Here is a 13,090-nt window from a genome sequence, read left to right as displayed (position 1 = left end):
ACCGGTCGGGGCCGGGGGATCTTCCGTGTTCCTCCTCAAGGTTCCGCTCGGATCGCGGGAGCCGCCATGGCGCTGGAGCCATATGCCCCACAGATCCGGACACCGGAGTACGGGCCGCAGGACGAACGCCGGGACACCACGGACGATCCGACACCGAGGACTTTGCATGATCATGCGTTTCAATGCATACTCTTTCTATGTCTAAGGTCCTCACCTCCCTTCCCGCCGACGAGCGCGTCGGCATCGCCTTCTCGGGCGGTCTCGACACCTCGGTCGCGGTCGCGTGGATGCGCGACAAGGGAGCCATCCCGTGCACCTACACCGCCGACATCGGCCAGTACGACGAACCCGACATCGCCTCGGTGCCCGGCCGCGCGAAGACCTACGGCGCCGAGATCGCGCGCCTGGTCGACTGCCGCGCGGCACTGGTCGAGGAGGGCCTGGCGGCGCTCACCTGCGGGGCGTTCCACATCCGCTCGGGCGGCCGCGCCTACTTCAACACCACCCCGCTCGGGCGTGCCGTCACCGGCACCCTGCTGGTCCGGGCGATGCTCGAGGACGACGTACAGATCTGGGGCGACGGCTCGACGTTCAAGGGCAACGACATCGAGCGTTTCTACCGGTACGGCCTGCTCGCCAACCCGCACCTGCGGATCTACAAGCCCTGGCTGGACGCGGACTTCGTGACCGAGCTCGGCGGCCGCAAGGAAATGTCGGAGTGGCTCCTCGCCCACGACCTGCCCTACCGCGACAGCACGGAGAAGGCGTACTCCACCGACGCCAACATCTGGGGTGCCACCCACGAGGCCAAGACGCTGGAACACCTCGACACGGGCGTGGAGAGCGTGGAGCCGATCATGGGCGTCCGGTTCTGGGACCCCTCGGTCGAGATCGCCGCCGAGGACGTCACGATCGGGTTCGACCAGGGCCGTCCGGTGACGATCAACGGTGAGAAGTTCGACTCCGCCGTGGACCTGGTGATGGCGGCCAACGCCGTCGGCGGCCGGCACGGCATGGGCATGTCGGACCAGATCGAGAACCGGATCATCGAGGCCAAGAGCCGCGGCATCTACGAGGCGCCCGGCATGGCCCTGCTGCACGCCGCGTACGAGCGCCTGGTCAACGCGATCCACAACGAGGACACCGTCGCCCAGTACCACAACGAGGGTCGACGCCTCGGCCGGCTGATGTACGAGGGCCGCTGGCTGGACCCGCAGGCACTGATGGTGCGTGAGTCGCTGCAGCGCTGGGTCGGCGCGGCCGTCACCGGCGAGGTGACCCTGCGGCTGCGGCGCGGCGAGGACTACTCGATCCTCGACACCACGGGCCCCGCGTTCAGCTACCACCCGGACAAGCTGTCCATGGAGCGCACCGAGGACTCGGCCTTCGGCCCCGTGGACCGGATCGGCCAGCTCACCATGCGCAACCTCGACATCGCCGACTCGCGCGCCAAACTGGAGCAGTACGCCGGGCTCGGCCTGATCGGCACCTCACCCGCCATCGGTGCCGCGCAGGCGGCCGCCACCGGACTGATCGGCACCATGCCGGAAGGCGGCGCCGAGGCCATCGCCTCCCGGGGCGAGGTCTCCGAGGACGAGGAGATGCTGGACCGCGCCGCGATGGAGTTCGGCACCGACTGACCCGCCCGGTCGAACGCGGCGTCAGCATCCCCTGGGACGCCGCTCGTCGGGAGGGACGGGCCGCGCCCGCCCCTCCCGACGAGTACTGCGGGACGGCACAACGACGGGGCGCACCGGGCGGGTTGGCGCTCCGATCGAAAACTCCTGGCGCATCGCCGACGGGGAACGCTACGATCCCGGCGATGACGACTCACTCTGTTCACAGATTGGGGGCCCCGTCCGCGCAAGGTGAGTGCTGATGCTCACTCGAACCGCGAACCGGGATTCCCGCCTTTCCCTCTGGCTGCGCGTGCGCGAGTTCGCCGTGCCGCCCTCCATGATCGAGACGTCGACCGCCCGCCGCCGTGCCGGCGACTGGGCGGGGGCCTGTGCCGCCGCGCGGATCGACATCGACTTCGGTCCCCGTTCGGTGGCACGCACCCATGGCCGGGAGCTCGCCGCCCGGATCCGATCGGACCTGCGCCATCTCGCTCCCGACCTGCTGCGCTGGCACATGCCGAGGATCGCCCCCGACGGCCTGTTGCGGCCGGGTCTGACCATCGCTCTGGCGCGGTACGACGAGGCGGGGCCGGACGGTACGGGCCCGGTGCACCTGGTCGCACGGACACCGCCGGCCTGGGCGGACGCCGGTCAGCGGATCAGCCTCGCGCTCTGGGACGGCTCCCGCTCCGACGTCGGCACCCGTCGCCACCCCCACCCCCATCCCGACCGGCGGTTCCGTCTCGACCTCCACCGCCATCTGTGGGACGCGCGAAGGACGGATGAGCTGGGGATCCGTTCGGGTGCCGAGCAACTGCCCACGGACGCCCGCCCTGTGGTGGATCCGGACCCGCCGACGCGGGCGCCGCTGGGACACCGGTGCGCCGTCGACCGGTGGGCGGCCGAGGCGGCGATCGTGCTCCGCGCCGAGGGGCGACCCGACGATGCCGTCGTCGCCGTGCGGATCGGAGCCCGGCACCGAGTGGTCCTGAACCTGGTCGGGGACGGCGTAGGGCCGCCCGTATTGCGGATCACGTCGGTGCCCGCCCAGGCTGACACCTCCACGCTGCCGGTCCTGCCCGACGCGGCGACCTGGGTGCTGCCCGACCTGGACCTGATCCGCGCCGGCGCGATCGAGCTGGACCGGCTGCACCCGCTGGTCGCCTCGGCACTGGCACCGGGGGGACCGGGCCGTCACGAGGTCCGCCCGGCGCCGACCGTGGACCGCCCAGGACAACCGCACCTCGTCGAGTGCCGGGGAGCCCGGCACCGGATCGGCCTGGTCGACGGAGCCCTGGCCCCACTGGACCACGACCCGGACGAGATCCGCCGCGAGGAACTCCTGGCCGCGCTGACCGGGACCCCACTCCCCTGCCTGCGCGCCATCGATGTGGCGCACCGTCATCCGGACTGCCTCGCCGGCGTCCGCGAGCGACTGGACCACGGGGACACCGCCGGTGCGCTGACCGTCGTCGAAGATCTGCTCGGCCCCGACGCGCTGCTGCGCAAAGGCGCCCTGCGGGACGAACTGGAGGCGGCGGCGCGGCGGCGGATCACGTACGGGCTCTACAGAGCGGGCCTGATCGGCCCCGGACCGGACACCGACACCGGACCCGGCACCGGACCCGGTGGTATCCGCCGCGACCGTCGTCACACCCACCCCGGCCGCCCGCACCCGCGCCACGCGACCTTCCGCTGACCCGGGGCGTTCCTCCCTCGCACCTCCCCGCCGCCCCGGTCTCCGTCCCCCGCGCCCCCTTCGGGCCGCCGCACATCCCAAAGGTGATCACACACATGTCCATGTCCACACACACCCGTTCCCGGCCGACCGGCATCCGCACGGCTCCGCCCCGTCCCGCCCAGCTCGACGTCGCCGGCGCGTTGCTGACCCTGCTGCGCGACACGTCCACCGAACCGCGCCCGGACATCCAACTGGAGGCCCTGACACTGGCCGTGGCCGCCGACCTGCCCGTCCTGCTGTGGGGTGAACCGGGGATCGGCAAGACCGCGGCGCTGACCCAGCTCGCGGACTCCCTCGACCTGCCGTTGACCACGGTGATCGCCAGCGTGCACGAGCCGTCCGACTTCTCGGGGCTGCCCGTCATCGGCGACGATCCGGCGGAACAAGGGGTGCCCATGGCCCCGCCGGACTGGGCGGTGCGGCTGGTCCGGGCCGGCCGGGGACTGCTGTTCCTGGACGAACTGTCCACCGCGCCGCCCGCCGTGCAGGCCGCCCTGCTCCGCCTCGTCCTCGAACGGCGGATCGGCGCCCTGCGACTGCCGCCCGATGTCCGGATCGTGGCCGCCGCCAACCCACGGGCCTCGGCGGCCGACGGCTGGGAACTGAGCCCGCCGCTGGCCAACCGGTTCGTCCACCTTCAGTGGACCCACGACCACGAGGTCGTGGTCCGCGGGCTCGGTGGGACCTGGCCCCGGGCCACACTGCCGCGGCTCGACCCCGAGCGGTTGCCGGCAGCGGTGGACTTCGCCCGCCGCGCGGTGTGCGGACTCCTCGCCGCCCGCCCCGGGCTCGTACACCGGCTGCCCAGCAACGAGACGCGCAGGGGCGGCGCCTGGCCGTCTCCCCGGAGCTGGGAGATGACACTGTGTCTGATCGCTTTCGCGACCGCGGCCAGCTCTTCCCGCGAGGTGCTTTCCCTGCTGGTCAGGGGCACCGTGGGGGACGGTCCGGGGCTGGAGTTGCTGGCCGGTCTGGACCGGATGGACCTCCCGGACCCCGAGGTGCTGCTCGCCGACCCGGCCGGTGCCGCCCTGCCGGAACGGGGGGATCTGCGTCAGGCCGTGCTCGACGGCGTGGTGGAGGCGGTCCGCAAGCGCCCGGAGAGGTCCCGCTGGGAAGCGGCCTGGGCGCTCCTGGTCCGGGCGGTGGAGACCGGGGCACCGGACCTGGTCGTCGTGCCCGCGAACACACTCGCCTCGCTGCGCCACGAGGACTGGGACGTTCCGGCGTCGATCGAGAAGCTCGCCGGAGCGGTCTCCCTGTCCCGCCGGGCCGACCTCGCGGCGGCCCGGACCGCGGTCGCCCCATCGGCCGGCCGATGAACGCGGCCGCGCCAAGGACGCCGCCACTGACCGTACCGGGGCCCCCGGACACGCCCGCTGTCCCGGACACGCCCGCGGCAGCGGACGCACCCGGGGCGCTGGACCGCGACAAGCTCTTCGCCGCCCGGCTGCACGCCGCCCGGGTCCGGCCCTACCTGGCGACGGCACTCTTCGCCCTGCACACCGTGGAGTCGCGGCGGGTGCCGACGATGGCCGTCGACCGGTACTGGCGGTGCTATGTGTCACCGCCGTTCGTGGACCGGATGTCGGTGGAGGAGCTGGCCGGAGTGTGGGTGCACGAGGTGTCGCACCTGCTGCGCGACCATCACGGGCGCAGTGACCGGGTCGCGCGTGAGCGCGGGCTGACCGGCCCGGGTGAACGGCTGCGGATGAACATCGCGGCGGACTGCGAGATCAACGACGACGCGTTCGGCGAAGGGCTCCTCCAGCCCGAAGGCGCTGTCACGCCGGGGGCTCTGGCGCTGCCCGAAGGTGAGCTCATGGAGGACTATCTGCGCCGGTTCCGGCTCGGGCCGCGCACGCAGGGTCTCGTGTGGCTGGACTGCGGCAGTGGCGCCGACGGACTGGACCGGGAATGGGAGCGGGGACCGGACGGAGCGTACGGCCTCAGCGACCAGGAACGGGACGCCGTCCGGTTCCGCGTGGCGCAGGGCATCACCGCACGTCCGGGAGACACCCCCAAGGGGTGGCGGCGATGGGCACAGGAGGCGTTCCAGCCGCCGCAGCCGTGGCGGGACCTGCTGGGAGCGGCCGTCCGTTCGGCGGCCTCCGGCTCCGGAGCGGGTGAGGACTACACCTACGGCCGGCCGTCGCGGCGCTCGGCCGGGGTACCCGGCGCCGTACTGCCGAGCCTGAGACGCAGACCGCCTCGGGTCTCGGTGGTCATCGACACCTCCGGGTCGGTCAGCGACGCCGAACTGGGCAGTGCGCTGCGCGAGGTTGCCGCGATCTCCCGTGCCGTGGGTGGCCGTCGCGACCTCGTCACCGTACTGCCGTGCGACGCGTCCGCCCGGATCGTGCACTCGCTCTGCCGAGCCGAGGGGATACCGCTGGTGGGCGGCGGGGGCACCGACCTGCGTACGGGCTTCGCCCGAGCCCTTCGAAAGGGACCCCGACCGGATGTCGTCGTGGTCCTGACCGACGGTCAGACGCCCTGGCCGAGCAGCCGGCCACCGTGCCGGACGGTGGTCGGCCTGTTCCCCCGACACCTCTCGTCCGCCTCGTGGGACGAGGACGATCCCGACTACGTCCCTGACTCACCGCCCGAGTGGGCGCGGGTGGTCGTCATCGAATCGGATGCCGCCGCTCGGTGAGTTCTTCGAAGCCTCTCGGGACGGGAGGAGGCCGGAAGGGCGTGCCGGAGCGACCTGACGGGGCGGCCGGCGTGGGTTCGAGGGGCATCAGGGGTCAGCGGGACCTGATCTCGTCGGCGTCCAGGCCGCGGTCGACGCCGTGGGGGACGACGTGCTGGCCCGGCTCGATCTCCAGCCGCCGGCCGTCGAGACGGACCTCGACCCGGTCCGGCTCGAAGGAGACCATGTCGTCTATGCGGCCGACCTCGCCGTAGGCGTCGCGGTACGACCAGGCGGCGCGGTGCGCGGTACCGATGTCGTAGTAGTCGCACAGCCCCTTGTACGGGCAGAAGGTCTGCCCTTCGACGGGGCTCAGGCGGCTCTCGTCGATGTCCGCGCGCGGGACGTACCAGCGCGGGGCGAAGCCGGACTCGTAGAGCACGACCGGGTGCTCGGAGCGGGCCACCACGGCGTCGTCCAGGCGCACTTCGAGCGTGCGGGAGGTGTCGCGGATGTCGATACGGTGGTAGGCGTCCGCCGCGTGTCCCAGGATGCGTTCGTCCTCCTCGTAGAAGGCGTCCATCGCCCGCCAGGCGAAGGCGACACGGTCCTCGAACGCGGCGGCGTGCCCGGGCGGATCGATGAATTCCCAGGCGGCGCGTTCGGTGGTGCGGTCGCCCACGTGCGCGGCGTACCAGGCGGTTTCGCCGAGATCCTGATGCCGGGTGACCTTGTCGCTCCTGACCAGGACCTGCGGATCCACGTCGGCGCGGGGGTAGTAGGCGACCGGGTAGCGGCCCGGCTCGTGCAGCAGGAGTACGTTCTCGCTGTCGGCGATCCAGCTCCCGTTGAACCGCACGCGCATCCGGCGACGCAGCGGCTCGGCGAACCGCAGGCGCTGCGGCAGGGGTTCGGGAGTGAGGAAGTGTCCGATCGCGGTCTCCGCGAGGGGCCCTTGTTGCCAGGACAGTCCCATGGCTCGTTCCTTCCGGGTGCGGGGTGGCAGGGTGCCGGACGCGGCGGACGCCTGCGCCCCGAGGGGGTGTTGTCGCGGTCCGCTCCGGGTGTGCTGGAGCAGCGCATGCCCGCGGAGTTGCCCCCGGGAGCAGGGGCCGGTCGGGGCCCGCGCGGCCCTCGGCCGCTCCGGTCACCCCGGCCCTGGCGCGTCAGGCGACGACGCGGCCGAGGAAGTCGCGGATGTACTGGGTGATGTTCTCCAGGTGGCTCTCCAGCGCGAAGTGCCCCGATTCGAGCAGATGGACCTCGGCCTGGGGCAGGTCCTGGCGGAACGCCTCCGCGCCCGCGGGCCCGAAGATCTCGTCGTTGGCGCCCCAGACCGCGAGCACCGGCACCTGGGAGTCGCGGAAGTACTGGTGGACCTTCGGGTAGAGGTCCACGTTGGTGGGGTAGTCGCGGAAGAGCTCGAGCTGGATCTCGTCGTTGCCGGGCCGGTCCAGCAGGGCCTGGTCGTGGACCCAGTTGTCGGGGCTGACGAGACTGGGGTCGGCGACGCCGTTGACGTACTGCCAGCGGGTGATCTCGGGGGTCAGGGCACCGCGCATCGGGGCTTCGGTCTCCGGTCCGGGCGCCTCGGCGTAGGCGAACACGCCGTCCCAGAAGGGTTTGACGAAGCCCTCGACGTACGCGTTGCCGTTCTGGGTGACGATCGCGGTGACGCGGTCCGGCGCCTGCAGCGCGAGCCGCCAGCCGATGGGAGCACCGTAGTCCTGCACGTACATCGCGAAGCGGTCGACACCCAGTTGTTCGAGCAGGTCGGAGGTGACCTGGGTGAGGGCCTCGAAGGTGTAGGGGAAGTCGCTCGGCGCGGGCATCGCCGACTGACCGAAGCCGATGTGGTCGGGGGCGATGACGTGATAGCGGTCGGCGAGCGCCGGGATCAGGTGACGGAACATGTGCGAGCTGGTCGGGAAGCCGTGCAAGAGGACCAGGGCCGGCGCCTGCGGGTCGCCGGCCTCCCGGTAGAAGACCTCGAGGCCATTGACGGTGGCGGTGCGGTGATGGACTACGGAAGTCATCTCTCTAACCTCTCACTTCACCTTTAAGGGTTACGCGATCAGTCGACCACGCCTCGCTCTAACCTGTCAATGCATTTTTACTGGTTAGCTTGACGCGGGTCCCTCCTCCGGGGCTGGAGCCGCCCGGGCCCTCACCTCCAGCGTCCGCCCGCGAGCGCCCCCGGGCCACCGAGCCGGTACGACAGCGGACGAAGAACTAAAATCGACCGTGGCGCAACAAGAGCCACAGGGGAGTTGCTCCCGGCCGGCCACCCACGCAGGAGTACCGCAATGGCGACGCTGCTGTCCGTGAACGTAGGGGAACCCAAGGACGTCCCGTGGCAGGGAAGGACCGTCCACACGGGCGCGTGGAAGGCACCCGTGCACGGCCGCCGGATGGTGCGGCACCTGAACATCGACGGGGACGGCCAGGGAGATCTGGCAGGGCACGGGGGCGAGAACCGGGCGGTCCTCGTCTACCAGCTGCAGTCCTACCAGTACTGGGAGAACGAGCTGAGCCGCCGGGACCTCACGCCCGGCAGCTTCGGAGAGAACTTCACCGTCGACGGGCTCCCCGACGACGAGGTGTGCATCGGCGACCGCTACCGGATCGGCGAAGCGGAGTTCGAGGTCACCCAGCCCCGCGTCACCTGCTACCGCGTCGGAATGCGCCTGGGCGAACCCGCCATGGCCTCCCTCCTGGTCGCCCACCACCGCCCCGGCTTCTACCTGCGCGTCATCACCGAGGGACATGTGCAGGCCGGCGACGACATCACCCGCACCCGGCGGGGCCCGGAAGCACTCAGCGTCGCCGACATCGACGCGCTGCTCTACCTCCCCGACCGTGATCCCGCGAAGCTGCGCAGAGCGCTGAGCATCCCTGCCCTCAGCCCCGGATGGCAGCAGTCGTTCCGTGAACTCGCGCAGGGCGAGTCACCGCAACAGGAAACGGGATGGCCCGGCTTCAGGACCTTGCGCGTGGCCCGCGTCGTCCCGGAAACACCCAGCGTCACGTCGTTCCACCTCGACGCCACCGACGGCACTCCGCTGCCCGGGGCCCGGCCCGGTCAGTACTTGTCCATCCGGCTCACCACGGGGAAGGACGCCCCCGCGGTACGGAGCTACTCCCTGTCCTCCGCGCCGGACGCCGGCACCTACCGCATCAGCGTGAAACGCGAGCCCCACGGCCGGGTCAGCGGCTACCTCCACGCATGCCTCCACCCCGGGGACCTGATGGACATCGCGAGCCCCCGCGGGACGTTCGTGCTCGACGAGGGCACCGGCCCGGTCGTCCTCGTCTCCGCGGGGATCGGCGCCACCCCCGTGCTGGCGATGCTCCACCGGCTCGCCGCGGCCCGGGACCCCCGCCCGGTGTGGTGGATCCACACGGCCCGGGACCACACGCAGCATGTCTTCGCGGCCGAGACCCGGGCGCTGCTGGCCCGGCTCCCCCAGGGCCGCGCGTACATCTCCTACACCGCGGCCGGCGAAGTCCCCCGGAGCGACGGTGCGGCCCACATCCGCCAAGGACGTCTGACCGCCCAGGCCCTGGCGGACATGGCCATTCCCGCCGACGCGGACGCCTACCTCTGCGGCCCGGCCGCCTTCATGGACACCGTCGGAGGTCATCTGCGCGCCCAGGGGCTGACGCCCGAGCGGATCCACACCGAGGTGTTCAGCGCCCTGCCCGCCATCAACCCGGGCATCACGGCCACGCCGGCGGTCCGGCCGCACCAGCCGGCCGATCCCGTGGCCACCGGTTCCGTGGCGACCGGGCCGCTCGTCACCTTCGCCCGCAGCGGCATCGCCACGCCCTGGTCACCGGAGCGCGCGTCCCTCCTCGACCTCGCCGAGGCCTGCGACGTCCCCACCCGCTGGTCCTGCCGCACCGGCGTGTGCCACACCTGTGTCACCCCCGTCGTCTCGGGCGACATCGCCTACACGGCCCAGCCCCTCGAACCTCCCGAGGCCGGCACCGTCCTGATCTGCTGCAGCCGGCCGGCCACCGACGTCGTCCTCGACCTCTAGGACTCGGACACGTCCGGTCCGCGAGAGGTACGGCAAGCAGCCCGTCCCGGGCGAGGCGTCCGCTCGGAGAGGGGCCCTGAACAGGTCACTCTCGGTCACCGGCCACGACATGCGTGCTACGCCATACGGGCCCATACTCGAATAGCGGCACCACGGCGGCCCACAGCTTGACTACCCCCTGGGGAGGTCCTGTGATCATGCTTGCTTTGCTAGCGCCGGGTCTCATGATGGCGTTCCTCTTCGGGATGGACGCCCTCGAAGATCGACTCATCCCGCGACCAGTCCCGCTCCCGAGCGACGACGGCGAGGGCACTCCGGTCCCGGACGACGTGCCACCGCCCTCGCCCTGACGGCATCCCCCGAGGTACGGGCCGGCGACCGCGGAGACTCCGTGAGAAGGGGCCCCACCGCACCGGTCCGCCGCACCTCCGTCCCAGGCAGTTGCGCGACGCGCTGCCCGCGCCCGTGCCGGGCAGAGACGAGGAGGCAGTCCCACCATGGCGAAACTTCTGTTCGTGATGACCGGAGCGACGTACTGGACGCTCAAGGACGGCACCCGGCACGCAACCGGTTACTGGGCCGAGGAGTTCGCGGCCCCGTACAAGGCGCTCACCGAAGCCGGACATCAGATCGTCGTCGCCACCCCCGGCGCGGTGGTGCCGAACGTGGACATGATGAGCCTGCGCCCCGAGATGGCGGGCAGTGCGCAGACCGCTCTCGATCTGGAAGCGATCATCCGCTCCGCGGAGGAGATGCGGCGGCCCATCCAGCTGGCCGACGCCCGCCTGGAGGACTACGACGCCGTCTACTTCCCCGGCGGTCACGGTCCGATGGAGGACCTGTGTGTCGACGCCGACGCCGGCCGGCTGCTGACCGCGGCGCTCGCCTCCGGTAAACCCCTCGCCGTGGTGTGCCACGCCCCGGCCGCCATGCTGGCCACCAGGATCCGCGGCGTCTCGCCGTTCGCCGGTTACCGGGTCTCGGGCTTCACCAACGACGAGGAGAACGCCGTCGGTCTCGGCTCCCGCGCCAGATGGCTGTTGGAGGACGAACTCAACGACCTGGGCGTCGAGTTCACCCGCGGCGAGATGTGGAAGCCGTACACGGTGGTGGACCGCAACCTGTTCACCGGGCAGAACCCCGCTTCGGCCGCCGTCCTGGCGGAGAAACTGGTCAAGGTCCTCTGACGGAGCGTCGGCCGTGGCGCCGCACGTGGCGCACCGACCGGGACGGCGGACTGGCGGGGCGGCAGGCTGCGGCCGGGTGCGTCAGCGGCGCAGGACCCCCTCGGCCGCGAACGGTGCGAGGGTCGGACGACTGACCGGTACGTCGCCGAGCGCCGCGTCGACGGCGGCCAGTACGTCGTCCGTGAGGTGCACACCCGCGGCCGCGGCGTTGGCGCGCACCTGCTCGGGCCGCGAGGCTCCGGTGATCGCCGACGCCACCTCACCGCGGCGCAGCACCCAGGCCAGCGCCAGGGTCGGCAGGCTCACACCCGCGCCCTCGGCCACGGGAACGAGCCGCTGAACGGCCTCCAGGCCGGCGTCGTTGAGGACGAGGTCCTTGGAGCCGCTCATCGCGTCGTTGGCGAAACGGCTGTCGGCGGGGAGCGGCTGTCCCGGCTTGTACTTGCCCGTGAGCACACCCTGCGCCAACGGGGACCAGACGATGTGCGAGATGCCGTTGGCCGCGCACACGGGGAACACCTCCGCCTCGGGCGCCTGCCAGAGCATCGAGTACTGCGGCTGCGAGGAGACGAAGAGCTCCGGCCCCGCGAGGTCGACGGCCGCCTGGATCTGCTCGGGAGTCCACTCGCTGAAACCGAGGTAGCGGGCCTTGCCCTGTCGCACGACCTTCTGGAGTGCCTCGACCGTCTCCTCGATCGGCACGGTCACGTCGAATCGGTGGGCCTGGTACAGGTCGACATGGTCGGTCCGCAGCCGCTTCAGCGAGGCGTCGATCTGCTTGCCGATCTGGTCGGCGGACAGGCCCTGGTCGGTGTCCGACATCTGCCCCCAGACCTTGGTCGCCAGGATGTACGAGTCTCGGGGGTGCGCGGAGAGGATCTCGCCCCAGGCCGACTCGGCCGCGCCCCGGCCGTAGACATTGGCCGTGTCGAAGAAGTTGATGCCCGCGTCGAACGCGGCCTCGGTGCAGGCGCGCGTCTGCTCGGCCTGGATGCCTCCGGAGTAGGTGAGCCAGGAGCCCAGGGAGATCTCCGAGACCTCCAGGTCCGAGCTGCCGAGTTTCCGAAAACGCATGACGGTTCCCTTCCGTGGTTCCTTCGACGAAGCGGACGATCACCATGTAACCCGCAAACGCTCTGGCGTGGAAACCGGGCCCGGCACCGGGAAGGGCGGCCGGCGGGGCTCTCCTGTCCACGCGCCCCGGTCCGGGCTTCCGTCGTTCACTCGGCGGCGTCGTACCAGGAGTTGCCCGCTGCCCAGTGTCCGACCCAGCCCGCGAAGCCCGGATCGGCGGTCGTGTGACCGAACGGTGCGCCGAAGGGGTTCGCGCCCTCGCCCGTGATGTTCCAGATGTGCCCCCGGTGCGGACCGGTGACGACCAGGTGCCAGTTCATGCCGCAGCCGTCGGTTCCCAGCACGATCGAGCCGTGTCTGAAGACCTGGTCGAGGGTCGGTTCGAGCTCTTCGGCGGGCCGGGGGTCGTCCTCCCACAGCCACGCCTCGGTCAGCGGGAACGGCCGGCTGAGGACCTGTCCGCGCTCCTCGTCGGTCGCTTCGCCGTCGGGGTGGTCGGCGAGCCCCACCAGTCCGTGGTCCGGTGGACCGGCGTAGGACCCGTCGGTCACCTCGGCGACGAACGTCCGGTAGGGCTCCGGCAGCACGATGCCGTGTTCGTTCTCGAAGGCGTGCACCGCCGGCCAGCCGAGCGCCGACGCGCCGTCGTCATCGACGTCGAAGGCCGCGCGAAGCGCCTCGATCTCCGCAGGGGCGGCATGATCCGTGTTCATGTCGCCCATGGATATCACTCGCCTGCGACAGCGGGATTCCTCGGTGGCGGTGTGGAATGAGGAGTGGTTCTCGGCGGC

Annotated in this window: 10 protein-coding genes; 6 read left to right on the top strand and 4 right to left on the bottom strand. The window is 71.5% G+C overall.

Going from position 1 to position 13,090, the window contains the following annotated elements; all coding sequences use genetic code 11:
* Positions 1 to 197: 197 nt before the first annotated feature.
* The 4 genes from argG (at position 198) to OG199_RS39710 (ending at position 6,016) form a co-directional block, all read left to right on the top strand.
* Positions 198 to 1,640, top strand: coding sequence for an argininosuccinate synthase (argG, locus tag OG199_RS39725; protein ID WP_356806642.1), 1,443 nt, complete (start codon positions 198 to 200; stop codon positions 1,638 to 1,640).
* A 238-nt stretch (positions 1,641 to 1,878) separates the two neighbouring features.
* Positions 1,879 to 3,318, top strand: a complete 1,440-nt coding sequence (locus tag OG199_RS39720) for a hypothetical protein (protein ID WP_405833717.1) — start codon at positions 1,879 to 1,881, stop codon at positions 3,316 to 3,318.
* A 101-nt stretch (positions 3,319 to 3,419) separates the two neighbouring features.
* Complete coding sequence (locus tag OG199_RS39715; protein ID WP_405834816.1) at positions 3,420 to 4,682, top strand: AAA family ATPase; 1,263 nt, start codon at positions 3,420 to 3,422, stop codon at positions 4,680 to 4,682.
* Complete coding sequence (locus OG199_RS39710) at positions 4,679 to 6,016, top strand: DUF2201 family putative metallopeptidase (RefSeq protein WP_405833715.1); 1,338 nt, start codon at positions 4,679 to 4,681, stop codon at positions 6,014 to 6,016. The genes OG199_RS39715 and OG199_RS39710 overlap by 4 nt, the downstream gene beginning before the upstream one ends.
* Positions 6,017 to 6,110: 94 nt before the next feature.
* Here the strand turns inward: OG199_RS39710 and OG199_RS39705 are convergent, their stop codons facing one another.
* A complete protein-coding gene (locus tag OG199_RS39705; RefSeq protein WP_405833714.1) occupies positions 6,111 to 6,971 on the bottom strand; it encodes a DUF427 domain-containing protein in 861 nt (286 codons plus the stop codon).
* A gap of 190 nt (positions 6,972 to 7,161) precedes the next feature.
* The gene (locus OG199_RS39700; protein ID WP_356806650.1) at positions 7,162 to 8,031 is read right to left on the bottom strand and encodes an alpha/beta hydrolase; all 870 of its coding nucleotides are present in this window, start codon (positions 8,029 to 8,031) and stop codon (positions 7,162 to 7,164) included.
* A 270-nt stretch (positions 8,032 to 8,301) separates the two neighbouring features.
* On the opposite strand from OG199_RS39700, the gene OG199_RS39695 reads away from it, so the two are divergent.
* Positions 8,302 to 10,038 carry an MOSC domain-containing protein gene (locus OG199_RS39695; RefSeq protein ID WP_405833711.1) on the top strand — a complete coding sequence of 579 codons (1,737 nt, stop codon included), beginning with the start codon at positions 8,302 to 8,304 and terminating at the stop codon, positions 10,036 to 10,038.
* A gap of 497 nt (positions 10,039 to 10,535) precedes the next feature.
* Positions 10,536 to 11,225, top strand: coding sequence for a type 1 glutamine amidotransferase domain-containing protein (locus tag OG199_RS39690; protein WP_356809405.1), 690 nt, complete (start codon positions 10,536 to 10,538; stop codon positions 11,223 to 11,225).
* Positions 11,226 to 11,306: 81 nt separating this feature from the next.
* Here OG199_RS39690 and OG199_RS39685 read toward each other — a convergent pair whose 3' ends face one another.
* Both OG199_RS39685 and OG199_RS39680 read right to left on the bottom strand, forming a co-directional pair.
* Positions 11,307 to 12,299: an aldo/keto reductase family protein gene (locus OG199_RS39685; RefSeq protein WP_405833709.1), complete on the bottom strand. Its 993-nt coding sequence runs from the start codon at positions 12,297 to 12,299 to the stop codon at positions 11,307 to 11,309.
* 146 nt (positions 12,300 to 12,445) lie between these two features.
* Positions 12,446 to 13,012, bottom strand: a complete 567-nt coding sequence (locus tag OG199_RS39680; protein ID WP_356809407.1) for an SMI1/KNR4 family protein — start codon at positions 13,010 to 13,012, stop codon at positions 12,446 to 12,448.
* Positions 13,013 to 13,090 lie beyond the last annotated feature (78 nt).

This window comes from Streptomyces sp. NBC_01176 (genome assembly GCF_045039825.1).
GTDB lineage: Bacteria > Actinomycetota > Actinomycetes > Streptomycetales > Streptomycetaceae > Streptomyces.
The sequence above is the reverse complement of the archived record's forward strand: the minus strand, read 5'-3'. Positions and strand labels throughout refer to the sequence as shown.

Coding starts and splice junctions, on each gene's coding strand:
- argG (WP_356806642.1), top strand. CDS start 198: ATGTCTAAGGTCCTCACCTCCCTTCCCGCCGACGAGCGCGTCGGCATC.
- OG199_RS39720 (WP_405833717.1), top strand. CDS start 1,879: ATGCTCACTCGAACCGCGAACCGGGATTCCCGCCTTTCCCTCTGGCTG.
- OG199_RS39715 (WP_405834816.1), top strand. CDS start 3,420: ATGTCCACACACACCCGTTCCCGGCCGACCGGCATCCGCACGGCTCCG.
- OG199_RS39710 (WP_405833715.1), top strand. CDS start 4,679: ATGAACGCGGCCGCGCCAAGGACGCCGCCACTGACCGTACCGGGGCCC.
- OG199_RS39705 (WP_405833714.1), bottom strand. CDS start 6,971: ATGGGACTGTCCTGGCAACAAGGGCCCCTCGCGGAGACCGCGATCGGA.
- OG199_RS39700 (WP_356806650.1), bottom strand. CDS start 8,031: ATGACTTCCGTAGTCCATCACCGCACCGCCACCGTCAATGGCCTCGAG.
- OG199_RS39695 (WP_405833711.1), top strand. CDS start 8,302: ATGGCGACGCTGCTGTCCGTGAACGTAGGGGAACCCAAGGACGTCCCG.
- OG199_RS39690 (WP_356809405.1), top strand. CDS start 10,536: ATGGCGAAACTTCTGTTCGTGATGACCGGAGCGACGTACTGGACGCTC.
- OG199_RS39685 (WP_405833709.1), bottom strand. CDS start 12,299: ATGCGTTTTCGGAAACTCGGCAGCTCGGACCTGGAGGTCTCGGAGATC.
- OG199_RS39680 (WP_356809407.1), bottom strand. CDS start 13,012: ATGAACACGGATCATGCCGCCCCTGCGGAGATCGAGGCGCTTCGCGCG.